We start from the raw sequence: 21,038 nt of genomic DNA on the forward strand, positions 1-21,038 counted from the left end.
AGCCCGTTGACCTAGACCGCGGTCCAGCACCTAGCTTCGCTGACATGACCAGCGACACGACCCACACCATGTTCGGCGCCCACAGCACGACCGAAGACGTCCTCGCCGGAGTCGACCTCAGCGGCAGGACCGCCGTCGTCACGGGCGGCTACTCCGGTCTCGGTCTGGCCACCACCCGCGCGCTCGCCCGGGCCGGGGCTCGGGTCGTCGTCCCCGCTCGCCGACCGGACGCGGCACAGCAGGCGCTCAGCGGCGTGGCCGGGGTCGAGGTCGACCAGGTCGATCTCGCCGACCTCGCCTCCGTCCGCGCGTTCGCCGAACGGTTTCTCCGCGGTCATCCCGCCCTCGACATCCTGATCGCGGGAGCCGGGGTCATGGCGTGCCCCCAGACCCGGGTCGGACCCGGCTGGGAGGCGCAGTTCGCGATCAACCACCTCGGCCACTACGCGCTTGTGAACCTGCTGTGGCCGGCGCTCACCGCCTCCGGTGCTGCTCGTGTCGTCTCGGTCGCCTCCGGGCGCGACCCGTCGTGGCGGATCCGGTGGGACGACGTGCAGTTCGAGCGGGGCTACGACAAGTGGGAGGCCTACACCCAGTCGAAGCTCGCGAACATCCTGTTCGCCCGCCACCTCGGCCTGCTCGGCAGACCGCACGGGGTCCGCGCCTTCTCCGTCAACCCCGGCTACATCCAGACTCCGCTGCAACGACACCTCGCGGTGGAGGAGATGGTCGCCGCCGGCTGGATCGACGTGGACGGGACGCCCGCGCCGGGCCTGTTCAAGACCGTCGAGCAGGGCGCGGCGACCCAGGTCTGGGCCGCCACGTCACCCGACCTCGACTCGTACGGCGGCGACTACTGCGTGGACTGTCAGGTCACCGACGGCAGCCCCGACGACAGCGGTACGGCGGCCCGGCTCTGGGCGCTCTCGGCCGACCTGACCGGACTCGACCTCGTCGACCGCGCCTGACCCGTACGCCTCATCGGCGGTGGCCAACTGCCGCGCCAGCCGATCCCGGCCACTCTTGATCAGCTCTCCGTACGCGTCGTCGCCAAGCGCCTCGATCCCCGCCTCGGCACGCTGGAGGCATTCCCGGGCACGCGACCCCGCGTGGCCAGGGCGGTTGCCCGTTCGACGGAGATCACGCTGGCGGATCATCGCGCTGGCGCCGCCCGTTGTCGGGAATCGCTTCACGCACGTCCATGCAAGCCTTACTTTCACAAACTTCGATGTCCCGGCCCCTGGCTCGATGGGGAGCCTCGGTCTGCCGTGGACGGTGGTGGGAGGAGACTTCATGCGCGGACGCAGATGGGCGACCCTGGTGGTGGCGGCGACGCTCGCTCTGGGTGGTCTGGTCGGGGCCGGCGCCACTCCGGCCGCGGCGGACCCGCAGGGCGGGACGCTGCGCAATGTCTACTCCGACGGTCAGTTCTGCAACAGCTACGGCAGCGAGGGCGTCCGGACCGGCCTGTGGAGCTGGTACTACTGCGAGTACCGCCAGTACGGCCCCAACGCACCGGGCTTCTACTTCCTCTGGACCTTCACCTATTAGTGCCCCGGTCCGGCGACGAGCGCCCGGGTCGCCGCGTGCAGCCGCTGTCGCGCGGTGTGGTCGTAGGCCTGCTGGTGGGCCCGGGCGTCGTCGAACCGGTCGAAGTAGCGACCGGACACTCCGTCCAGAGCGGGGTCCGCGACGAGCCGCAGTGTCGGCAGCACCCCGGCGTCGACGGTGGTGATCGGCGTGAAGCCGCCGGCGCGCACCAGCGGGGTGTCCATGAGGTGGGCGGGGTGTACGGCGTTGACTGTCACCACGTCGGACGGCACCTCGGCCGCCAGGTCGAAGGTGGACATGATCATCGCGAGCTTCGTCCGGCAGTACGCGACGACCGCGTCGTAGGTGCCGTGCTCGAACCCGAGGTCGTCGAGGTCGACGGGGGCCTGACCCATCGACGCCACGTTCACGACGCGGGCCGGAGCGGATGTGGTCAGGAGCGGTAACAACTCGGTGGTGAGCAGGTAGGGCGCGAGATGGTTCACGGCCAGAAGCAGTTCGTGGCCCTGTCGGCTCACGTCGCGTCGGGTCGGGTTGGTCGCGCCGACGGCCGCGTTGTTGACAAGGACGTCAAGTCGAGGCTCGCGTTCGCGTACGCGTGCTGCCAGAGCGCGGACCTGGTCGAGGTCGGCCAGGTCCGCGAGGTACGTACGCACTCCCGGCGTCAACGCGCGCAACTCGTCGGCGACGGCGTCGAGCCGGGCCTGGTCCCGTCCGTGCAGCAGGAGTGTGGCCCCGCGGACGGCGAGGTCGCGGGCCAGGTGGTGGCCGACGCCACTGGTGGCGCCGGTGATCAGTACGACCTTGTCCTTCACGATGCCTCCGCATCTTGATGCCCATCAAGGGCTTGACGGTAGCAACGATCCTGACACCTGTTCAACCCGATACGATCCCGTTGTGGAAATGCCTGCCGACGAACGCCTTGGCTTCGACATCAAGCGCGCCGAACAGGCGCTGATGGCGGCCAAGGCCGCGGCGCTGCGTCCGGCCGAGCTGACTGTCGCTCAGTACGCGGCACTGTTCGCCCTCGCCGACAACCCCGGCATGTCCGGAGCCGCGCTGGCGCGGGCCTGCCTGGTGACGCCCCAGGCGATGACCGGCGTCCTCAAGGCCCTGGAGGATCGAGGGCTGGTACGACGCTCGCCGCACCCCTGGCACCGCCACGTCCTGGAGACCAGCCTCACCGAGAAGGGTCGCGCCACGCTGCTCCGGTGCGACCGTGAAGCGGTGCGCATCGAGCGGCGGATCGCCGACGCGCTGAGCCCCGCCGAGCGGCACCAGCTCCGTGACCTGCTGGCCAGGTGCGTCGAGGCGATCCACGATTCCGGTCAGCCGGAAGCGGGACGCCGAGTCGGTGGGTGAATATTTGCGTGACACGCATACTTGCGGGACGCGCAAGTAGTGCTACCGTGATGGCATGACGGGGCTACGGGAGCGCAAGAAGGCCGAGACGCGGGCGGCGCTCGGCTGGGCCGCGATCCACCTCACCGTGGAGCGCGGCTACGACAACGTCCGCGTGGAAGACATCGCCGAGGCGGCCGGGGTGTCCCCGCGCACCTTCAACAACTACTTCTCCAGCAAGGCCGAGGCGATCGCCTCCCGCCACCTCGACCGCAGTCTGCGCACCGCCGCCGCGCTCCGCGAACGCCCCGCCGACGAGCCGCTCTGGGCGGCGCTCACCCAGGCCGCGCTGGAGCAGTTCACCCGCGGCCCCGAAGTCGAGGCGATGCCGTCCCCCGCACACGCCCAGTGGGTGGCAGGCGTCCGCACCATGCTCGCCGAGCCCGCGCTCCAGGGTGAGCAGTTGCGGGCCGTCGCGGTCGCCGAGGCCGAGTTGGCCGCCGCGGTCGCCGAGCGCACCGGCACCGACCTCGCCACCGAGATGTACCCGAGGCTCGTCGCGGCAGCCGCCAGCGCCGCCGTCGCCGTCGCCATGCAGCACTATCTCGACGGCGCCGACCCGCCCACCCCGATCGAACGCCTCATCACCGACGCCTTCACCCAGCTCGCCGCCGGCCTCCCGGCACCACCCCGCTGACGCCCGACCTCGGCTCACGCACCACCGCACCCACATCCTCAGCCGCGTACCCCGCGGTGGGCCGGCCGCGCGCCGCGCCTGCCGTGGCGATGACGCACGCCCGAAAAGGATCACGACAATGATCGATGTCCTCATCGTCGGGGCCGGCCCCAACGGCCTCATGCTCGCCTGCGAACTGGCCCTCGCCGGCATCCACCCGGTCGTCCTCGAACGTCACGCCACCCCCACCGGCGAGCCCCGCGCCAACGGCCTCGTGGGCCAGGTCGTCCGCCTGCTCGACAGGCGTGACCTCTACGCGCGGCTCAGCGGCGAGAGCACCCCGCCGAGCCCACGACCAGCCTTCGTCTTCGGCGCGTTCCCGCTGGACCTCACGATGCTCGCGGACAACCCGCACTACGCGCTCGGTGTGCCGCAGGCCCAACTCGAGGCCGCCCTCGCCGCCCGAGCCGCCGAGCTCGGCGTCGACCTGCGCCGCGGCCACGAGGTCGTCGACCTCCGCCAACGCCCCGACGCGGTCGAGGTCGACCTCGCCGACGGTACGCGGCTCAGCTCCCGCTTCCTCGTCGGCGCCGACGGTGGCCGCAGCGCGGTGCGCCGCCTCGCCGGCATCGACTTCCCCGGTGTCACGAACGACCTGTCGGTCTCCCGCACCGCCAGCGTGACCGTTCCCGCGTCATCCCTCGACCCCGAGACCGGCGGCCTGCGCGTCCCCGGCTACGGCGTCGTCCCGCCGTTCCAGCACACCCGTACCGCACGCGGTCTGATCGTCTGGGCCCCGTTTCCCGGCCGTCCGGCGATCCTGAGCACGACGGAGTGGCCCGACTCGCCGCCCGGCGACGAGACCCCGATGAGCCTGCCGGAGCTACGCGCCAGCGTCACCCGGGTGCTCGGCGTCGACGTCCCGGTCGGCGCACCGGACGGCCCCGGCCTGCTGCGGCGGCTGGCTGGTGGCAACACCCGCATCGCCGCCCGCTACCGCGCCGGCCGGGTGCTGCTGGTCGGCGACGCCGCGCACGTGCACCCCGCGATGGGCGGTCCCGGCCTCAACCTGGGCCTCCAGGACGCCGTCAACCTGGGTTGGAAGCTCGCCGCCACCGTTCGCGGCTGGGCGCCGCAGGGCCTGCTCGACACGTACGAGAGCGAGCGTCGCCCCGTCGCCGAACGTGTCGTCATGTCCACCCAGGCCCAGTCGGCGCTCGTCGGCCCCGGCGACGAGATCACCGGCCTGCGGGAACTCTTCGCCGAACTGCTGCGCAAGCCGGAGGTGACCGGGCACATCGCGGCGCTGATGTCCGGCGCGGACGTCCGTTACCCCGCCGACCCCGCGGACCCGTTGGCCGGTCGCTCCGCACCCGACGTGGTCGTGCACGGTGACCACGGCCCGGTGCGCCTCGCCGAGCTGACCCGCGCCGCCCGGCCGCTGCTGCTGGACTCCACGGGTGCCTACGGCGCGGTTGCCGCGCCGTGGCGAGACCGGGTCGACGTGATCACCGGCCCCCTGGAGGGCACGACAGCGACCGCGTTGCTCGTACGCCCCGACTGTTTCGTCGCCTGGTCCGCCGGGGACCCCGCTACGCTGCGCGCCTCGCTCACCCAGCACTTCGGCCTGCCGGAGTGAGAGGCCGCCAGCTTCACGGTTGCCCGCCGCCCGCACGCGGATCAGGGCTTGCGACGTAGTTCGCGCAACACGCCGTGCCGACGGGCGGCCCACACGAGCCGCCGGACGCTCGGATGTCGCACGAACAGCACGGCAACCTGGCGGATCAGACCGAACCGGTTGTCGCGTGCCTGGTTGTCGATCGCCTGCCAGATCAGCTCGCGCACGGTGGCGCTGTCCAGCACGGCTCGCAGCTCACGCCGCACCGCGGGATCGTCGGCCGCCGAGGCGATGGCGGCGGCCTGACCCGGGCGGTCGGCGAGCGGCTCCACCGCCGCCGCGACGAGTGGCCGGCGCACCTCGTCCTGCTCCAGCAGCAGCAACACGGCTTCCCGAATCTCCATCGTGTCCAGGGCCGAGCGCAGCAGGTTCACCAGGCTGCGCTCGACCTCGCGGTCATGATCCGCGACGGACAACGTGGCCAGCAGTACCGCCACCTCGTCGAGATCGATGAGGTGGCGCAACCCGCTGCGGAACTCCGGCATGCCCCAGGCAACCTGGAGTGCCTTGACGAGATTGCGGTTCATGAACCATCCGCTACCCGAAAGCGACAGGCGGCGAAACCCGGCGGTCAGACGAATCGCCGGACCGGTAAACCGCGCGGGCCGACGCGGTGTCTTGCTTGGTGACGAGGCCCGGGAGGTCCGATGAGTGATTCGCGTGGGGCGGAGTTCGATGACTTCGTTCGCACACGGTCGGTGGTGCTGCTGCGGGTTGCCTTCCTGTTGACCGGGGATCGGCACGCGGCGGAGGACCTGCTCCAGGAGGTGTTGGAGCAGGTGTACGTGCGCTGGCGGCGGGTGCGGAGCAGCCCGGAGGCGTACGCGCGACGTGCGCTGGTGAATCGGTCGATCAACAGGTGGCGTTGGCGTGCCCGGCGTCCGGAGCGGGCGCTGGGTGACCACGACGGGGTTGCCCGGGACCACGCCGACGCCGTCGCGGTTCGCGAGTTGGTCGTCGGGGCATTGCGGGCGTTGCCGGCTCGGCAGCGGGCCGCGGTCGTGCTGCGTTACCTGGAAGATCTGCCGGTCGCCGACGTCGCGGCGGCCATGGGGTGCTCCACGGGTGCGGTGAAGAGTCACGCCTCGCGTGGGTTGGCCCGGCTGCGGGAGGCGCTCGCGGAATCAGGTCTCGCCATGCCCATCACTGGAACCAGGAGTGCGCGATGACAATGAACGACAGTGAGGTGCGCGAGATCCTGCGTCGCGCGACGGATGACCTGGCCGTCCCGGCGGAGCTGCTGGCTGCGGTACGTCGGGGTGGAGGGCGCCGGTTGGTGCGCCGCCGGGCCGTGTTGGCGGCTGTCTGCGTGGCCGTGGTGGCCCTCCCCGTGGCCGGCGGGCTCCGACTGGCTGGCGACGGAGGTGCGGCGCCGGCCGTGGCACCGCTGTTCGACGAGCCCACCCGCGGTGACCTGGCCGACGACGACGGCTACCTGCGGCAGGTCCGTGAGGCGTGGGAGCGCCAGCTGAAGCAGATGGGTGAGGGGATGCGCGGCGAGCCGCACGTCGTCTGGGCCGGTAACACACCCGCTGGCCCGGCCGCCTACGTCGCCGGGGACACCACGAACGACAGATCTGTCGGGTTCGTCGAACCCACCGCCGACGGCCCACGCGTCGACACCCTGACGCGACTTGACGATTCCGGAACTGATGGCCTCGAGCAGGCGGCACTGTTGGGTTCGCAGCGCGACGTGCTGCTGGTGCTCGACTTCGGGCAGCAGGTGGAGTTCTCTGCGGACCTGCGGTATCTGCCCGACGGCAGGGTCGAGCGGACCTTCACTCCGGTGGCGTTCCGAGACGGCGCGGCGGTGCTGTCGGTGCCGCCGCAGCGCACGAAGCTCACCGTCGCGCTGGCCCGGACGCCGGTCAGCCGGGCGAACGCGATCCACATCAGCAACACCGAACTGATCCTCGCGCCCGACGGCCAGGACCGGCCGGCGTCACCGCTGTTCCGCCACCTGTTGCCGGGCGCGCAGCAGGTGTGGGGCAGCGACCCGGCTGCCGAGCAGGTGAGCGCGCCAACCGAGGCCATCGCCGACTACCTCGACCCGGGGGGCGCGCACACGCACAACGGATCTCCCCGTCTGTCGGTCTACGGGGCAACCCCCGACGGCCGGCGGCTCCTCGTGGAAACCATCCAGTACGACGACGACCCGACCCGCGTCATCGCCCTGCTCGCCGGCAGGAACCTGCCCTTCGAAGTGGTCGCCAGCACGACTGTGGACTGGCTGGCGCCGCTGCCGGTGCGGCTACGACTGCCTGACGACCAGGGTGTTCTGGTCGCCGCCGAGGGGTCGGCGTTGAGCTACCGCGTCGGCGACGGGCAGTGGCAGGACGCCGGCCGTAACGCGGCGCTCCTTCCCGCCGCCGCCACCGACGTACGTGTCAGTGGTGCCGACGGCACCACGACAAGCGTCCCCGTCGGGTCCTGATCCAGGACCTCGGCACCGGCTTCGCTGAAACCGGGGTGTCCGTCGAGCCCGGACACCGCGGTTTCAGGAAGACCGAGTCGATCAACGTCAGGGGCGGTTGTGCACGAACCACGCGTCTCCGGCGGGCAGGGCGACGGCGACCTCCCACCGGCTCAGCTCGAGGTTCGGGGCGAGTGCCTTCAGCTGGCCGGCCGCGGCCCACGCGTCGTCGCCCGGCGTCGGGCGACGACCCACCTGGAACTGGAGCATGGTGCCCCACGACGCGACCAGACGGGCATCCCACAGGTGCCGCCACTGCGCCAGCACCTCGGCGAGCTGCTGCTGGTCCTCCCGGGTCAACGCACCGAAGAAGTCCACCCAGTACGCGGAAGCGTGCACGTCAGCGGTGGGCAGCAACATGAGCTGAACGCTGTCCGGCGTGTACCAGTAGTCGTACTGCGTCACCAACCGCACGCTGTCCAGCACCCCGGGCGTGCAGCTCGGTGTCGGCGAGCAGCCGCTCGTACAGGGTCCGTTCCAGCTCGGGGACCGGAGTCGGCAGCACCACATCCGTCACCAGGGCCGTCAGGTCGACACCGGCCACGCCGCGCGCGTGGAACTCGATCTCGTCCTCGTCGGCCACGTGGTCCTCGCCGTGGTGGCGGAAGGCCGACCAGGGTTCGGAGGACCGCGCGGCCTCGACGAACGCGTGCAGCTCCGACGTCGACGGCCCCCGCTCGGGCTCCGGCCGAATCGTCATCGTGTCGTCGAAGTCGTCGGTGACCAGGACCGGCAGCCGTCCGGTGACCGGCACCAGTGCGTCGGCCGCCTGCCACGCCTCCCGCAGGCGCTCGGGGTCGAGGTCGGCGACGAGGACCGTGCCCGACGGGCCGTGCCCGATCGGCAGACCGGCAAGTGGCGTGCCGACGAATGCCGCTTCGATCTGGTCGAGGTCGTTGCGCACGGCGAGAGTATCCCCGACTCGACCCGCGTTCGTGGGGCGCGGACGGCTCCGGCACTCCGCGATCGGCTGCTCGATCCGAGCGCCCAGACCTGGTCAGAGGAGCCGGCCGTCGTGGGCGAGCAGGGCGATCTGGGTACGGTTGTCGAGATCCAGCTTGGTCAGGATGTGCGAGACGTGGGCCTTCACCGTCGTCACGCTCATCAGCAGTTCGCCGGCGATCTCGGCGTTGGAGCGCCCCTGGGCGATGGCCAGCACGACGTCGCGTTCCCGGGGCGTGAGCAGGGCCAGGCGCTCGCGCGCCCGCTCGTAGGACGCGGCCCCGGAGGCGACCCGCTGCATGAGGCGGCGCGTCACGCCCGGAGACAGCATCGGGTGACCGGCGGCGACCGCGCGGACGGCCTGGCTGATCTGCTCCGGCGGGGTGTCCTTGAGCAGGAAGCCGCTGGCACCGGCGTGGAGGGCTCGCACCACGTGCTCGTCGGTGTCGAACGTGGTGAGCACGATGATCTCGGGTGGCCGGTGCCGGCGACGTAGGCGCTCGGTGGCGGTGATGCCGTTGACGCCGGGCATCCTGATGTCCATCAGCACCACGTCGGGCATGTGCCGGTCCACAGCGGTGATGGCCGTGGCGCCGTCGGCGGCCTCGCCCACGACGACGATCCCGTCGGCGCCGTCGAGCATCAGCGTGAGCATCCCCCGGACGAGGGGATCGTCGTCGACGATGACGACCCGGATCGGACCCGTCACGTCGGCCACGGCAGCCACGCGGTGAGGTGGAAACGCCCCGCGGCGTCCACGTGGTGCGCGACGCGACCACCGGTGAGCGCGGCACGTTCGGCGAGCCCGATCAGGCCGGTGCCGACGCTGCCGGTGGCGCCGCTGTCGGGCGTGGTCGGGTTGCTCACGGCGATGCTCAGGCCGGAGCCGGGCGCACCGCCGAACACCAGCCGGACCGGCTGCCCGGCCGCGTGCTTGCGGGCGTTCGTCAGTGCCTCCTGTGCGATCCGGTACGCGGTGCGGCCCACCGCCGGGGGAATCTCGACCGGCGGCCCGAGCGGGTCGTCGACCTCGATCTGTTGCCCGGCGGCCCGAGCCTCGTCGAGCAGGCGCGGCAGGTCGGCGAGGGTCTGCCCGGGCGGTGCGTCGGTCGGCGACTCGGCGTCGTCGCGGCGCAGCAGCGTGATGACCTCGCGCAGCTCGTCGAGGGCGTGGTGCGCGCTGGCCCGGATCACCCCGGCGGCGGCGCTGAGCCGCTCGGGCGGGGCGTCGGGCCGGTACTCCATCGCGCCGGCGGCCGCCGCCAGCAGTGACAGCCGGTGGGCCAGCACGTCGTGCATCTCCCGCGCGATCCGGCTGCGCTCGGCCGCCCGCGCCTCGACGACCCGTCGTTCCTGCTCCTGCTCGGCCCGCCGGGCCCGATCCCGCAGTGCTGCCAGCAGGGCGTGCCGGGCCTGCGCCCAGGTGCCCCAGCCGAGCAGGGCCGCGTACGCGATCGCCATCAGCAGCAGCCGCCACCCGTACGGCAGGCTGGGCACCGGCCGCCAGAACGCCTGTACCGCCTCGCCCGCCACGCCGACCGCCGCCGTCGTCGCTGCCTGCCGAAACGGCCGGTTGCGGGCGGTGAACAGCACCGCGAAGCTGGCCACCGGCGTGGCCACCGGGGAGAGCGCGACGAGCAGGCCGGCGAGCACGCCACCGATCTCCGGGCGGCGGACGACCACCGGTACGAGGGTCAGGGCGGTCACCGCCAGCGCGACGTCGGTGCCGACCAGGGCGGCGGAGCTGGAACGGACGGCGGACCACAGCATGGACGCGACGAGGACGCCGACCGCCACGGTCGTCACGCCCACCGGGACGGAACGCCACATCCTCGGCTGCGCTACCTCGCACGTCGCCGTATCCATTCGCGCAGGCTACTGGGCTCGCGGCGGGGCGGACCACCTCCTTTGGTAGTACGCCTCAGCGCCGGCGGACGTACGTGCCGCGGCGTCCGGACCGACGTGTCCGGCCGGCCCCGGTCCGCAGACTCGGAGCATGACGAACAACCTTCTCCCACGACGAGCCGCCGTGGCGGCCGGCACGATCCTGGTGGCGACGGCCGAGTTCGCGCTTCTGCACTCGGTGGCGGGCGTCGACCTGGCGGTCCGGTCGGGAAGTTCGACCCGGCAGGTCACCGTGGCCGCGGTCGTCGTGGCCGCCGCGGTCGCGGCGCTGGCCGGTTGGGCGCTGCTCGCGGCGCTGGAACGCCTGACCAACCGTCCCCGTGTCTGGTGGACCTCGGTCGCGGGTGCCGTCCTGCTGCTGTCGCTCCTGGTCGGGCCGCCGAGCGGCGTCGGCGGGGGAGCGAAGGCGACTCTCGCGCTGCTGCACCTGAGCGTCGGCGTCGCCCTCATCCTCGGCCTGTCCCGGCCGCGCCCGAAGGGGCTGGACCGATGACCGCGCTGACCCTACGCAAGCAGGATGGCGCCTTCGTCCTCGACTCCGGGCCGTGCGCCTCGCTGCGTACCGGCTGGACCTGGCGGTGCGGTGAGATCCGCACCGGCACCGGCCGCTGGACTGTCGAACCGGCCGACCGTCGACGCATCGGGTTCATCGCCCGGGGCGAGCACGGCGTGGCGGTGCGGCTCGACCCGAGTCGGTCACACGTGCCGGGGCCCGGCGGGGTGGCGCGTTGGTCGCCCGGTCGTGGCGGCGGTGAGCTGGTACGCGACGGGCACCGCATCGCGGTGCGTCTTTCTCGCCGATCGAGTGGGCCGATCCGCGTCGACGTCACCGGCGAGTGGGCCGAGGTGGAGTTGGTGGTGCTCGCCGCCTGTTTCGCGCTGATGAGTCAGCGGCGGCGGCGTATGTTGATCATGATGGCGGTCGTCAGCGGGGGGAGTGGGTGACCGCAGCGGCGCACGGATCGGGTTTCCCACGACGAGCGACGGTCGGCTCCGACCCGACGGTGCGGCCGCCACGCGAGTCCACGGCGAGCAGCGTGAGGGCGACAAGCGTCAGCAGCCCGCCGACGAGAGCCAACGGGCGTGGCCCCGAGGTCGGCAGGAGGGCGCCGCCGAGCAGTGAACCGCCGGCGATGCCGGCGTTGAAGGCGGTGCTGACGCCGGCCGACGCGATGTCGGTGCTGCCCGGGGCCAGTTGCAGCATCCGACTCTGCACGGCGGAGCCGAACGCCGCGTAGGCGAGGCCGATCCCGGCGAGGAGCGCGACCGCGCCGGGCCGGAGCGCGCCGAGCGCGTACAGGCCGAACAGCGAGGCCGTGCCGATGCTCAGCGGCGTCAGCAACGAGGCTGTCGGCCACGTGTCCAGGGTCCGGGCCGCGGCCAGCGTGCCGACCACGCCGGCAGCGCCGGCGGCGAACAGCAGCGGCGCCAGCACCGCGTCGGCGAAGCCGCTGACGTCGAGCAGGAACGGTGTGACGTAGGTCTGCAGGGTCATGAAGCCGCCGATGCCGAGGGCGGTCGCGACCAGCAACAGGATGAAGCGCCGTCCGTCCGGTGCGGTCCCCCGGGAGGCGCCGCCGGCGGCCGGGGGATAGGAGGGCAGGAAGACGAGCACCGCAGCGGCGACGGCCAGACCAACCCCGGCCAGCGCCGCGAACGCCGCCCGCCAACCGGCGTGCTGCCCGAGCCAGGTGCCCAGGGGTACGCCGAGCACCGGGGCGAGCGTCGCCCCGGTCGCGAACAGCGCCACCACCCGGCCGCGTACGGCGACCGGGAAGGGGCCGGTCACGGTCGCCGTGGCGACGGACCAGAACAGCGCCTGGGCGAGGGCGGTGGCGAGTCGGGAGCCGGCCAGCACGGTGTACGTGGGCGCGAGCGCGGCGGTGGCGTTCGCGGCGGCGAACAGGAGCATCGTGCCGCCGAGCAGGTGCCGTCGGGGGATCCGCTGGGTCAGCCGGGCCAACGGCACGGACGCCAGCACGACCACGACGGCGTACCCGCTGACCAGCAGACCCACCTGGGAGCGGGACCTGTCGAGATCGGGTGCGATGTGGGTCAGCAGGCCCACGGGCAGCAGTTCGGTCGTGATGAACGCGAACGCGGCGAGGGACAGCGCGACGAGCACGGCCCTGGCCCTTCGCGGCGATACCTCCGGCGCCATGGCTCACCCCCCGTTTTCAGGTCACCGTATTCGAGGGGTTCCGTCCCCGTTCCACGGGTCAGGTACGCGTCCGGAACGGGGCGAGCACGGCCCGGATCTGGTCGGCCGCGCCCCAGTCGTCGTCGAACTGCGCCAGTACGGCGAGGTGTTGTCGTAGCTGGATGATCGGCATCCGAGCGCGCCAGTCGGCGTCGAGCGCGGTCAGGTCCGCGTAGACCTCGAAGAACCGTCGCGCCTCCGGCGGGGGCGAGGTGGACCACACGTGGGCGAGGTCGACCTCGGCCCACGTGTAGGACACCGCCGGGTCGATGAGCGCCGGCTGCCCGTCCGCGGTGGCCAGGATGTTCTGGGTCCACAGGTCGCCGTGCGTCAGGCACGCGGGTCGGTCCGGCAGCAGGTCGGGCAGTCGGTGACAGAGCCGTTCCAGGGCCGCCCGGTCTGCGGCGTCGAGTGCCGCCTCCACCCGGGGCTCCCCGAGCCACCGGAGCAGCCGGTGCTCCGCGAAGAACACGTGGCCGTCGTCCTGCCACGTGTTGACCTGGCGGCGGCGGCCCAGCCAGTTGTCGTGGTGCCAACCGAAGCGGGGATGGGTCGTGTTCAGGTGCATGTCGGCGAGCAGGTGCGCGAGCCGCTCCCAGAAGGTCTCGCTGTGCGGCCTCGGGTGCAACACCGACAACACGAGCAGTCCACGGTCCGCCAGGAGCACCTCGGGTGTCGGCACGCCGCCGAGCTCGCGCAGGGCGGCCAGCCCGTCGGCCTCCGCCCGGAAGACGCCGTCGGCCGGCGCGTCGGCGAAGGCCTTGACGAACACCGGCGGTGCGTCCCGACGGGTGGCTATGCCCGCGACCGCCGCGACCCCGCCGGCCACCGGCTCCACCGCGACGACCTCGCCCATCCCGGCCGCGAGCAGGCGCTCCAACAGGATCGTCGTCGAGCGCATCAGGGCGCACTCCTCATTCTCGGCATGCTCGGTCACCACAGCCTAGGCGTTGGCGAACCACCCACGGCGGGGTCCACGGTGGACGACCAGGGGTCTGTGCCGGCGATCAGCGCGCCGCTGACGATCGCGTACGGGTCACGACTGCGGCGTCCCCTGTCCGTCCACCACCTGGATGATCGTCTTGCCGGGTGTACGGCGGGTGGGGGCAAATGCGGCGGCCGTTTCGGAAAGCGGGCGCACCGCGCCGACGACGGGGTTGAGCCGCCCGCTCCGGAGGCGCTGGGCGAGGTCGGTCAGCCGGGCGCGATCAGGTTCGACGACGAAGAAGATGGCTCGCCCGTTCCTCGGCTGGACGGTGGGCGGCATGGCGATGGTGACCAGGGTTCCACCCGGGCGTACCAGGTCGGTCGATCGTTCGAGGATGTCGCCGCCGATGACGTCGAGCACCACGTCCACCTCGCCGACGTGCCGCAGCTCGTCCGCCGCCAGGTCGACGAAGGTCTGCGCGCCGAGGGCGAGCGCGGCGGCGCGGTCGTCGGCGCGGCCGGTTCCGATCACGTGGGCGCCCACCTCCCGAGCGAGTTGGACGGCGATCGAGCCGACGCCACCCGCGGCGCCGTGGATGAGGACGGTCTGGCCGGTCGTCAGATGGGCGTGGTCGAAGAGCCCCTGCCACGCGGTCAGTCCGGAGATGGGAAGCGCCGCGGCCACCGTGTGGTCGATCCCGGCCGGGAGCGGGGCGAGGTTGCGGGCCTCCACCGCGCAGTACTCGGCCAGGGATCCGTTGCGGGCCCAGTCGGTGAGTCCGAACACCCGCTGGCCCACGGTGAGGCCGGTGGTGCCGTAGCCGAGTTCGACCACGATCCCGGACAGCTCGTGCCCGGGGATGGTGGGGGTCCGGTCGCGGCCGGCGCGATCGGACCACGTTGCCGGCCAGTCGAGCTCTCCGGGCGTGAAGCCGGCGGCGTGCACGCGCACGATGACGTCGTTCTCCGCGGGGTGCGGGTAGGGCATGTCGGTCAGGGTGAGCCCGCCGACACCCGCGCTACGGTCGCGCACGGTGATCGCTCGCATGCTCGAAGCCTTTCCAGAGAGTTCGTCGGTGGGCGTGCCGGTGGGGACCGGCGGCTCAGCTCGGCCAGGGCGATCCGACGATCCGCTCGACGGTCGTCACCCGCTGGAAGCCGGGGATGAAGTGTTCGAGGATGTCGGAGTTCACGGTGCCGTTCGTGGTGTCGGGACGATTCTTCAGCCCGTCGACGTGGGCTCGCAGAAACTCGTCCTTGAAGTCACCCCGTGGATGGGCGGCGAGGATGGCGTCCAGCTGACCGCGGTCCAGTCCGTCCAGGCCGAGGCCGAGCACGTCGGTGAGGACACCGAGGTAGGTGGTGGCGATCTCCGGGCCCATCCGGTCGGGAACACCCGGCGTGGTGTGCAGCGCGATCGCCGTCCAGACGGTCTCGACGGCGGCCGTCGGGAACCCCCGGTCCAGGAGGAACCTGCGGGCGTGGTCGGCGCCATCGATCTCGAAGCGCTGCTCGACGTCGGAAAAGGGGGTCAGCAGACCGGAGTCGTGGAATATCGCCGACAGATAGAGCAACTCCGGGTCCGGTTCCACGCCAAGCCGGTGCGCGTGCATCAGGCCGAAGAGATAGACCCTGCGGGAGTGGTGGTAGAGGAGAGGCCCGGCCGTCTCCTGGATGTGCCTGGTCGCCTCCGTGACGGCTGCGGTGTCCGGAATCGCCAACCCCGCGATGACCTCTGGCATGGTTCCTGGCCTTTCGGAAACGTGTCGGTAGCTGCTTGCGACCCCATGCTGCCCCCCGATCGTCGTACGCCGCCGCCTTTCTCCGGCCAGGAAACCCTCATATCCGGACGGGCTGAGATCGCGGAGGTGCGGCCCGTCACACGGCGGCGTGCTACAGATGAATCGTGTCCATTCCTCCGGCTCGCCGGCCCGGTGCCGGTCGCGACCGTCGGAGCCGGGCCTCCCACCGCGCGCGTCCGGCGCCGAGCAGACCGCGGTGGTGAACGGCGGCCCCCATTCCGTCGCGATCCTCGTCTACGACGGAGTGACGTTGCTCGACGTCGCCGGCCCGGCGGAGGTGTTCAAGGAGGCGAACCGGTTCGGCGCCGACTACCGGATCATGCTGCTGTCGCCGACCGGCGCGGACGTCACGTCGAGTCTCGGGATTCGGATGGCGGTCGACGATGCCGTCTCCCCGGGGCCCGCTTTCGACACCCTGCTGGTGGCCGGGTCGGATCACTACCCGCGCGCCCACGTCCCCGTCGACCTGGCGGACGCCGCACGGATACCGGCGGCCACGGCCGGCCGGGTCGCGTCGATCTGCACCGGGGCGTTCGTCCTCGCCGCCGCCGGCCTCCTCGACGGCAAGCGCGCGACCACGCACTGGCAGGTCGCGCACGAGCTCGCCGCCCGGTGTCCGACCTGCCGGGTCGAGCCCGACGCGATCTATGTTCGCGACGGCACCACGTACACCTCGGCGGGAGTGACCGCCGGCATCGATCTGGCGCTCGCCCTCGTCGAAGAGGACCACGGGCCAGACCTGACGCGTGACGTCGCCCGCGCCCTCGTGGTGTACATGCAGCGTGCGGGCGGCCAGTCCCAGTTCTCCGCGCCGTTGCAGGGGCCGCCGCCGCGCTCACCGGCTCTGCGGCGAGTAACCGACCTGGTGACGGCGGACCCCCGTGGCGACCACTCACTCGGTCAACTCGCGAGACGCCTCAACGTGAGCACCCGACAGCTCACCCGGCTCTTCCACGACGAGCTGTCCACGACCCCGGCCCGCTACGTGGAGAGCATCCGATTCGACCTGGCCCGGGCGCTGCTCGACCAGGGCCACACCGCGACACAGGCCGCGACCCTCGCCGGGTTCCCCAGCTACGAGAGCATGCGACGGGTCTTCGCCAGGAAGCTGTCGATCAGTCCCGCCGCCTACCAACGGCGGTTCGGTACGGCTCGCCGCGCCCCCGAGGTCGGCTGAGCGCGCCCGTGCGGCCGGCTTCAGGGCCGGCTCCGTGGTTGGGCGAGGAAGCGCAGATACTCCACCCGGTCGAACGGGTTGCCGTCGGTGCGGGGGCGACACGGCGGGTCGCCGGACACCGGGCGGTCCCCGCCGGGCGCCGACGACCACAGCCCCTCCCCGCTGGACAGGTCCGGCAGCCGCCGCTGCGCCTCCGGTTCGCGCCGCGCCGGCAGCACCCCGCCGATCCGCCAACCGGCGGCGCTCTCGTCGGTGCCGTCGATCCGGGCGCCGAGCCGGCCCAGATACGACGTGACCGCGCCGAGCCGGTCGGTCGGCACCTCCGCCTCGAACCGGCGGCACGGCTCGAAGACCCGGGTGCCCGCCTCGGCGAGCGCCCGCATGAGCACGTACGGCGTCAGGTCCCGGAAGTGCCCGGCCGTGGTGATCGGCGACCAGTAGCCGCTGTGGGTGAGGGTGACCCGGATGTCGGTGACCGGCCAGCCGTGGCAGCCCTGGTCGAGAGCGGCCCGGGTGGCCTCCTCGATGGCCTTGTGGAACGACAGCGGCAGCGAGCCGAGTTCGACCTCCAGCCGGTAGTCCACCCCCGAGCCGGGTTCGACCCGGAGCCCGACCGTGCCGAAGAAGCCGTGCCCGATGATCTCCACCGCCGCGCCGGTGCCGGTTGGCCGCTCGACGTGCATCAGTCGACCCGACCCGAACTCGGCCTCGATCCCGTACGCCTCGGCCAGCGTGGCGGCCAGCACCTCCCGCTGCACCTCTCCGTAGAGCAGCACACTCGTGCCGCCGTCCGGGGCCACCCGGGTCCGGATGAACGGGTCGGTGTCCGCGATGTCCAGCAGCGCGGCGTGCAGGGCCAGCGTCCGGGCCGGATCACGGGGTCGCACCACCGCCTCCAGGGTCGGCGCCGGGAAGTACGACCGCCCGTCGAGGCCGGCCGGGCTGCCGAGCTGGTCGCCGAGGCGTACCCCGGTCAGGCCGGCGACGCGGGCGATGTACCCGGCGGTCAGCGCGGCCGGCGGATGGTCCCGCCCGGTCGGCTCGGCGCGGTCGGTGGCCGCGCCGACCACGTCGAGCCTGGTGATCCGGGCGCGGGTCGCGGTGACCCGGCCGTCCGGCTCCCGGCGGTACGCGACGACCCGCTGGCGGGCCCGGAGCTGCCCGCCGTACGAGCGCAGGTACGCCACGCGCTCGCCGGCCGGGTCGCGTTCGATGGCGAAGACCCGGGCTCGCGGGTCGGGTTCCGCCGGTGGTGACGCCGGGAGCAGGGTCGCGATGGCGTCCAGCAGCTCCGGTACGCCGGCTCCGGACATCGCCGAGCCGAACAGCAGGGGGTGGATCCGCCCGGCCGCGACCTGGACCCGGAGCGCCCTGTCGATCCGATCCGGGTCGGGCGGCAGGTCGTCCACCAGGGCGGCCAGCAGCTCGTCGTCGTGCTCGGCGAGGGCCTCGGCGAGCCGGTGGGCGCCGCCGTGGTCGTACCGCGGATCATCTCGCCGGAACGCGGCCTCGGGGGTGCCGGGCGCGCGGACCGTGCCCAGCGGGGCGACGGCCGGGGTGAGCAGTCGGCGCACGTCCGCGACCAGCTCGTCGGTGCGGGCGCCCACCCGGTCGATCTTGTTCACGAAGATCAGTGTGGGTAGCCGGAGCGATCGGAGGATCCGCATGATCCGTCGGCTGTGCGGTTGCACTCCCTCGACGGCCGACAGCACCAGGATCGCCGCGTCGAGCACCCCGAGCGCGCGTTCGACCTCGGCCACGAAGTCGCTGTGCCCGGGGGTGTCGAGCAGGTTGACCTGGCGGTCGGGTAGTCCGAACGCGGCCACGGCGCTGCGGATGGTGATGCCCCGGCGGCGCTCGATGTCGCCGGTGTCGGTCTGGGTGGTGCCCGCGTCGACGCTGCCGAGCCGGTCGATGACGCCGGTGGCGTGCAGCAGGCGTTCGGTCAGGCTTGTCTTACCGGCGTCGACATGGGCGACGATGCCGAGGTTGATGGTCTGCATGGGCTGACGGGTCCTCGAAAGCTCGCGTCCGGATGGGCGGGAAGGTTTCGAGTCCGCGCATCGCCGTGCTCCCGTCGGTCGTTCGTTGCCCCTGGTGACGCCGGGCCGATGGTGGCCCGGGTCCAGCTTCGGGTCACGCTGGCACGGCCGGGGCCGACCGGTCCACCGAATAACGCGTGGGCGGCCGTCACGTGGCGTGATCCCACCCGGACGGGTGGCGCTTGATTACATCGCTTCGCGTCAATAGATTGAGGCGGGGCGTCGCCGAGGTTCCGGGTAACCGGGCGTCGGCGACTGACAGGTCCAACCCGAGCCGGGCACCGCGGTCGTACGCACCGACCAGCCGTTGTGGCGCGCCGCCGCGCCGCATCCAGGGCGCGTTGGCGTGCCGCGTCCGTCCAGGACGCGCGCCGCCGCGCCGCCACCCTCCCGCTCGATGGCAGAAGGACCTCTCATGACGATTCTCCGCGCCCGCCCCGGTCCGACCCTGGCGGTCGTCGCCGCACTGGCCGCCGTGACCGCGACCGGAACGGTCCTGCTCACCAGCCCGGCCGCAGCCGCCCAGGGCTGCCGGGTCGACTACACGCCCAACCAGTGGCCCGGCGGGTTCACCGCAAACGTGAAGGTGTCACCCGGCGACACCGCCGTCTCCAGTTGGACCGTCACCTGGACGTACGCCGGCGACGAACGTGTCACGAACGGCTGGAACGCCACGGTCAGCCAGTCCGGCTCGACGGTGACCGCCCGCAACATGTCGTACAACGGCAGCATCCCGGCCGCCGGGGTCGCCGAGTTCGGCGTGCAGGGCACGTACGGCGCCAGCGGTGGCGCGCCGACCGGGTTCAGCCTGAACGGCGTACCGTGCAACGGCACCGGGCCGAGCCCGACCGGCGTGCCCACCACGTTGAACCCGACGACGCCGCCGCCGACCAGCGCGCCACCGACGACGCCGCCACCCACCAGCGCGCCACCGACGACGCCGCCACCCACCAGCGCGCCGCCCACGACGCCGCCGCCGACCACCCCGCCGCCGACCGGGTGTGCCGGGGCGGTGCTCTGCGACGGCTTCGAGAACCAGACCGGCTCCACACCATCCGGCGACTGGACCGTGGTGAACCCGGACTGTTCCGGCGCCGGCACGGCCACCATCGACACGGCCACCACGCACAGCGGCAGCCGGGCGGTCCGGATCAACGGCGCGGCCGGCTACTGCAACCACGTCTTCATCAGGTCCACCAAGAACCTCGGCAGCCTGGGCAGTGTCCGGTACGGCCGCATCTGGGTACGGCACACCACGGCCCAGCCCACCGAGCACACCACGATGATGGCGATGACCGACGCCGCCGACGGCAACAAGGACCTGCGGATCGGTGGCCAGAACGGTGCCCTGCAGTGGAACCGCGCCTCCGACGACGCGACCCTGCCCGAGCAGAGCCCGGCGGGGGTGGCGCAGAGCATTCCGCTGCCCACCAACCGGTGGACCTGCCTGGAGTTCATGGTGGACGGCTCGGCGGGTCAGCTCCGTACCTGGCTGGACGGCACCGCCATCGCCGGGCTGACCGCGGACGGCGTACCGACGCACGACATCGACGGCCAGTGGTACAACCGCACCTGGCGGCCCCAGCTCACCGACCTCAAGCTGGGCTGGGAGAGCTACGGCGGCGGGGCCGACACCCTCTGGTACGACGACGTCGCGATGGGGACCAGCCGGATCGGCTGCTGACCCGTCGAGCCGGGTGAGTCCGGCATGGTGGCTCACGTCCCCCTGCGCGCCGATCGGTCGACGCGCAGGGGGCACGTCACCGCGGGGCGGGGTTCCCCGATCCGTCGGCGCGTGGTCGGCGGCTCGTGGTCAGCCGCGTCGGCCTGCCCACAGCGGGCTGTCCACGTAGTGGTTGTCGAAGTGGTCCTGGGTCTCGCGGACGTCCTGCCAGGTGGCTTCGCCCCGGTGCACCGTGTCGAGCAGCCGGTAGTAGTCGAACCGGGGCTTGCCGGGGGTGATCACCACCAGAAAGTCGGCGTCCTGTCCGTCGGCGGCGGCGAAGGCGTGCGGGGTGTTCGGCGGGACGAAGAGCGTGTCTCCCCGGTGCAGGGTGTGCAACTCGTCGCCCACGAGCATCTCGAGGGCGCCGTCGAGCACGAAGAACAGCTCGCCGGAGCGGGTGTGCAGGTGTGGTGGCGCGCCGTCGGCTCCGTGTTTGAGCAGGGTGCGGTTGCTGGTCAGGGCGCCATCGGTGTGCTCCGGGTCGAGGAGCAGTGTGATCACGCTGGTCGGGTCGCTGTCGAGGACCTCGGCCTGGGCCGCGCGTACCAGTGTCATTGTCGACTCCCTCGATGATCGCTGATTTCTAGACATTAGATGT

The 21,038-nt window shown here is 72.3% G+C and carries 23 protein-coding genes; 11 read left to right on the top strand and 12 right to left on the bottom strand.

All coding sequences use genetic code 11. The features are described from left to right. Positions 1-44 precede the first annotated feature (44 nt). Entirely contained in the window at positions 45-968 is a 924-nt protein-coding gene (locus tag ACGFH8_RS14265; RefSeq protein WP_393367201.1) for an oxidoreductase, read from the top strand. A 325-nt stretch (positions 969-1,293) separates the two neighbouring features. Further along, positions 1,294-1,551, top strand: a complete 258-nt coding sequence (locus ACGFH8_RS14270; protein ID WP_393367202.1) for a hypothetical protein — start codon at positions 1,294-1,296, stop codon at positions 1,549-1,551. Here the strand turns inward: ACGFH8_RS14270 and ACGFH8_RS14275 are convergent. Next, a complete protein-coding gene (locus ACGFH8_RS14275; RefSeq protein ID WP_393367203.1) occupies positions 1,548-2,366 on the bottom strand; it encodes an SDR family NAD(P)-dependent oxidoreductase in 819 nt (272 codons plus the stop codon). The two genes, ACGFH8_RS14270 and ACGFH8_RS14275, sit on opposite strands and share 4 nt — an antisense overlap. Before the next feature lie 88 nt (positions 2,367-2,454). Here ACGFH8_RS14275 and ACGFH8_RS14280 point away from each other — a divergent pair, with 88 nt between their 5' ends. The 3 genes from ACGFH8_RS14280 to ACGFH8_RS14290 all read left to right on the top strand — a co-directional run bounded on the left by ACGFH8_RS14280 (position 2,455) and on the right by ACGFH8_RS14290 (position 5,207). Further along, positions 2,455-2,913 carry a MarR family winged helix-turn-helix transcriptional regulator gene (locus ACGFH8_RS14280; RefSeq protein ID WP_393367945.1) on the top strand — a complete coding sequence of 153 codons (459 nt, stop codon included), beginning with the start codon at positions 2,455-2,457 and terminating at the stop codon, positions 2,911-2,913. A gap of 55 nt (positions 2,914-2,968) precedes the next feature. Continuing rightward, the gene (locus ACGFH8_RS14285) at positions 2,969-3,589 is read left to right on the top strand and encodes a TetR family transcriptional regulator (RefSeq protein WP_393367204.1); all 621 of its coding nucleotides are present in this window, start codon (positions 2,969-2,971) and stop codon (positions 3,587-3,589) included. 118 nt (positions 3,590-3,707) lie between these two features. Beyond that, on the top strand, positions 3,708-5,207 hold the full coding sequence (locus tag ACGFH8_RS14290) for an FAD-dependent monooxygenase (protein WP_393367205.1): 1,500 nt from the start codon (positions 3,708-3,710) through the stop codon (positions 5,205-5,207). A 41-nt stretch (positions 5,208-5,248) separates the two neighbouring features. On the opposite strand, the gene ACGFH8_RS14295 is transcribed toward ACGFH8_RS14290, so the two are convergent. After that, positions 5,249-5,773, bottom strand: a complete 525-nt coding sequence (locus ACGFH8_RS14295; protein WP_393367206.1) for a hypothetical protein — start codon at positions 5,771-5,773, stop codon at positions 5,249-5,251. Between the two features lie 120 nt (positions 5,774-5,893). On the opposite strand from ACGFH8_RS14295, the gene ACGFH8_RS14300 reads away from it, so the two are divergent. Continuing rightward, positions 5,894-6,415, top strand: a complete 522-nt coding sequence (locus ACGFH8_RS14300; RefSeq protein WP_393367207.1) for a SigE family RNA polymerase sigma factor — start codon at positions 5,894-5,896, stop codon at positions 6,413-6,415. After that, the gene (locus ACGFH8_RS14305; protein WP_393367208.1) at positions 6,412-7,680 is read left to right on the top strand and encodes a hypothetical protein; all 1,269 of its coding nucleotides are present in this window, start codon (positions 6,412-6,414) and stop codon (positions 7,678-7,680) included. The genes ACGFH8_RS14300 and ACGFH8_RS14305 overlap by 4 nt, the downstream gene beginning before the upstream one ends. Before the next feature lie 87 nt (positions 7,681-7,767). Here the strand turns inward: ACGFH8_RS14305 and ACGFH8_RS14310 are convergent, their stop codons facing one another. The 4 genes from ACGFH8_RS14310 to ACGFH8_RS14325 form a co-directional block, all read right to left on the bottom strand. After that, positions 7,768-8,079, bottom strand: a complete 312-nt coding sequence (locus ACGFH8_RS14310) for a DUF4253 domain-containing protein (protein ID WP_393367209.1) — start codon at positions 8,077-8,079, stop codon at positions 7,768-7,770. After that, the gene (locus ACGFH8_RS14315) at positions 8,060-8,623 is read right to left on the bottom strand and encodes a hypothetical protein (protein ID WP_393367210.1); all 564 of its coding nucleotides are present in this window, start codon (positions 8,621-8,623) and stop codon (positions 8,060-8,062) included. The genes ACGFH8_RS14310 and ACGFH8_RS14315 overlap by 20 nt, the downstream gene beginning before the upstream one ends. A gap of 93 nt (positions 8,624-8,716) precedes the next feature. Further along, the gene (locus ACGFH8_RS14320) at positions 8,717-9,379 is read right to left on the bottom strand and encodes a response regulator (RefSeq protein WP_393367211.1); all 663 of its coding nucleotides are present in this window, start codon (positions 9,377-9,379) and stop codon (positions 8,717-8,719) included. Beyond that, complete coding sequence (locus ACGFH8_RS14325) at positions 9,367-10,527, bottom strand: sensor histidine kinase (RefSeq protein WP_393367212.1); 1,161 nt, start codon at positions 10,525-10,527, stop codon at positions 9,367-9,369. The genes ACGFH8_RS14320 and ACGFH8_RS14325 overlap by 13 nt, the downstream gene beginning before the upstream one ends. A gap of 130 nt (positions 10,528-10,657) precedes the next feature. Between ACGFH8_RS14325 and ACGFH8_RS14330 the strand changes: the two genes are divergently transcribed. Further along, positions 10,658-11,059: a DUF6069 family protein gene (locus ACGFH8_RS14330; protein WP_393367213.1), complete on the top strand. Its 402-nt coding sequence runs from the start codon at positions 10,658-10,660 to the stop codon at positions 11,057-11,059. Next, a complete protein-coding gene (locus ACGFH8_RS14335; RefSeq protein ID WP_393367214.1) occupies positions 11,056-11,511 on the top strand; it encodes a hypothetical protein in 456 nt (151 codons plus the stop codon). Before ACGFH8_RS14330 ends, ACGFH8_RS14335 begins: the two co-directional genes overlap by 4 nt. On the opposite strand, the gene ACGFH8_RS14340 is transcribed toward ACGFH8_RS14335, so the two are convergent. From ACGFH8_RS14340 to ACGFH8_RS14355, 4 genes are all read right to left on the bottom strand, one after another. Further along, the gene (locus tag ACGFH8_RS14340) at positions 11,492-12,727 is read right to left on the bottom strand and encodes an MFS transporter (RefSeq protein ID WP_393367215.1); all 1,236 of its coding nucleotides are present in this window, start codon (positions 12,725-12,727) and stop codon (positions 11,492-11,494) included. The two genes, ACGFH8_RS14335 and ACGFH8_RS14340, sit on opposite strands and share 20 nt — an antisense overlap. A 58-nt stretch (positions 12,728-12,785) precedes the next feature. Continuing rightward, complete coding sequence (locus ACGFH8_RS14345; protein ID WP_393367216.1) at positions 12,786-13,667, bottom strand: fructosamine kinase family protein; 882 nt, start codon at positions 13,665-13,667, stop codon at positions 12,786-12,788. A gap of 135 nt (positions 13,668-13,802) precedes the next feature. Further along, positions 13,803-14,741, bottom strand: a complete 939-nt coding sequence (locus ACGFH8_RS14350) for an NADP-dependent oxidoreductase (RefSeq protein WP_393367217.1) — start codon at positions 14,739-14,741, stop codon at positions 13,803-13,805. A 55-nt stretch (positions 14,742-14,796) separates the two neighbouring features. Beyond that, the gene (locus tag ACGFH8_RS14355) at positions 14,797-15,435 is read right to left on the bottom strand and encodes an HD domain-containing protein (protein ID WP_393367218.1); all 639 of its coding nucleotides are present in this window, start codon (positions 15,433-15,435) and stop codon (positions 14,797-14,799) included. Between the two features lie 157 nt (positions 15,436-15,592). Here ACGFH8_RS14355 and ACGFH8_RS14360 point away from each other — a divergent pair, with 157 nt between their 5' ends. Beyond that, positions 15,593-16,672 carry a GlxA family transcriptional regulator gene (locus tag ACGFH8_RS14360; RefSeq protein WP_393367219.1) on the top strand — a complete coding sequence of 360 codons (1,080 nt, stop codon included), beginning with the start codon at positions 15,593-15,595 and terminating at the stop codon, positions 16,670-16,672. A gap of 20 nt (positions 16,673-16,692) precedes the next feature. On the opposite strand, the gene ACGFH8_RS14365 is transcribed toward ACGFH8_RS14360, so the two are convergent. Then, positions 16,693-18,675 (bottom strand): GTP-binding protein, encoded by a 1,983-nt coding sequence (locus ACGFH8_RS14365; protein ID WP_393367220.1) that lies wholly within the window; start codon positions 18,673-18,675, stop codon positions 16,693-16,695. 454 nt (positions 18,676-19,129) lie between these two features. Between ACGFH8_RS14365 and ACGFH8_RS14370 the strand changes: the two genes are divergently transcribed. Continuing rightward, complete coding sequence (locus ACGFH8_RS14370; RefSeq protein WP_393367221.1) at positions 19,130-20,398, top strand: cellulose-binding domain-containing protein; 1,269 nt, start codon at positions 19,130-19,132, stop codon at positions 20,396-20,398. Between the two features lie 129 nt (positions 20,399-20,527). Here ACGFH8_RS14370 and ACGFH8_RS14375 read toward each other — a convergent pair whose 3' ends face one another. After that, complete coding sequence (locus ACGFH8_RS14375) at positions 20,528-20,995, bottom strand: cupin domain-containing protein (protein ID WP_393367222.1); 468 nt, start codon at positions 20,993-20,995, stop codon at positions 20,528-20,530. Between the last annotated feature and the right edge of the window lie 43 nt (positions 20,996-21,038).

The sequence above is a fragment of the Micromonospora sp. NPDC049175 genome (genome assembly GCF_043197345.1).
GTDB lineage: Bacteria > Actinomycetota > Actinomycetes > Mycobacteriales > Micromonosporaceae > Micromonospora.

Coding starts and splice junctions, on each gene's coding strand:
- ACGFH8_RS14265 (WP_393367201.1), top strand. CDS start 45: ATGACCAGCGACACGACCCACACCATGTTCGGCGCCCACAGCACGACC.
- ACGFH8_RS14270 (WP_393367202.1), top strand. CDS start 1,294: ATGCGCGGACGCAGATGGGCGACCCTGGTGGTGGCGGCGACGCTCGCT.
- ACGFH8_RS14280 (WP_393367945.1), top strand. CDS start 2,455: ATGCCTGCCGACGAACGCCTTGGCTTCGACATCAAGCGCGCCGAACAG.
- ACGFH8_RS14285 (WP_393367204.1), top strand. CDS start 2,969: ATGACGGGGCTACGGGAGCGCAAGAAGGCCGAGACGCGGGCGGCGCTC.
- ACGFH8_RS14290 (WP_393367205.1), top strand. CDS start 3,708: ATGATCGATGTCCTCATCGTCGGGGCCGGCCCCAACGGCCTCATGCTC.
- ACGFH8_RS14295 (WP_393367206.1), bottom strand. CDS start 5,773: ATGAACCGCAATCTCGTCAAGGCACTCCAGGTTGCCTGGGGCATGCCG.
- ACGFH8_RS14300 (WP_393367207.1), top strand. CDS start 5,894: ATGAGTGATTCGCGTGGGGCGGAGTTCGATGACTTCGTTCGCACACGG.
- ACGFH8_RS14305 (WP_393367208.1), top strand. CDS start 6,412: ATGACAATGAACGACAGTGAGGTGCGCGAGATCCTGCGTCGCGCGACG.
- ACGFH8_RS14310 (WP_393367209.1), bottom strand. CDS start 8,079: ATGTTGCTGCCCACCGCTGACGTGCACGCTTCCGCGTACTGGGTGGAC.
- ACGFH8_RS14325 (WP_393367212.1), bottom strand. CDS start 10,527: ATGGATACGGCGACGTGCGAGGTAGCGCAGCCGAGGATGTGGCGTTCC.
- ACGFH8_RS14330 (WP_393367213.1), top strand. CDS start 10,658: ATGACGAACAACCTTCTCCCACGACGAGCCGCCGTGGCGGCCGGCACG.
- ACGFH8_RS14335 (WP_393367214.1), top strand. CDS start 11,056: ATGACCGCGCTGACCCTACGCAAGCAGGATGGCGCCTTCGTCCTCGAC.
- ACGFH8_RS14340 (WP_393367215.1), bottom strand. CDS start 12,727: ATGGCGCCGGAGGTATCGCCGCGAAGGGCCAGGGCCGTGCTCGTCGCG.
- ACGFH8_RS14345 (WP_393367216.1), bottom strand. CDS start 13,667: ATGCGCTCGACGACGATCCTGTTGGAGCGCCTGCTCGCGGCCGGGATG.
- ACGFH8_RS14350 (WP_393367217.1), bottom strand. CDS start 14,741: ATGCGAGCGATCACCGTGCGCGACCGTAGCGCGGGTGTCGGCGGGCTC.
- ACGFH8_RS14355 (WP_393367218.1), bottom strand. CDS start 15,435: ATGCCAGAGGTCATCGCGGGGTTGGCGATTCCGGACACCGCAGCCGTC.
- ACGFH8_RS14360 (WP_393367219.1), top strand. CDS start 15,593: ATGAATCGTGTCCATTCCTCCGGCTCGCCGGCCCGGTGCCGGTCGCGA.
- ACGFH8_RS14365 (WP_393367220.1), bottom strand. CDS start 18,675: ATGCAGACCATCAACCTCGGCATCGTCGCCCATGTCGACGCCGGTAAG.
- ACGFH8_RS14370 (WP_393367221.1), top strand. CDS start 19,130: ATGACGATTCTCCGCGCCCGCCCCGGTCCGACCCTGGCGGTCGTCGCC.
- ACGFH8_RS14375 (WP_393367222.1), bottom strand. CDS start 20,995: ATGACACTGGTACGCGCGGCCCAGGCCGAGGTCCTCGACAGCGACCCG.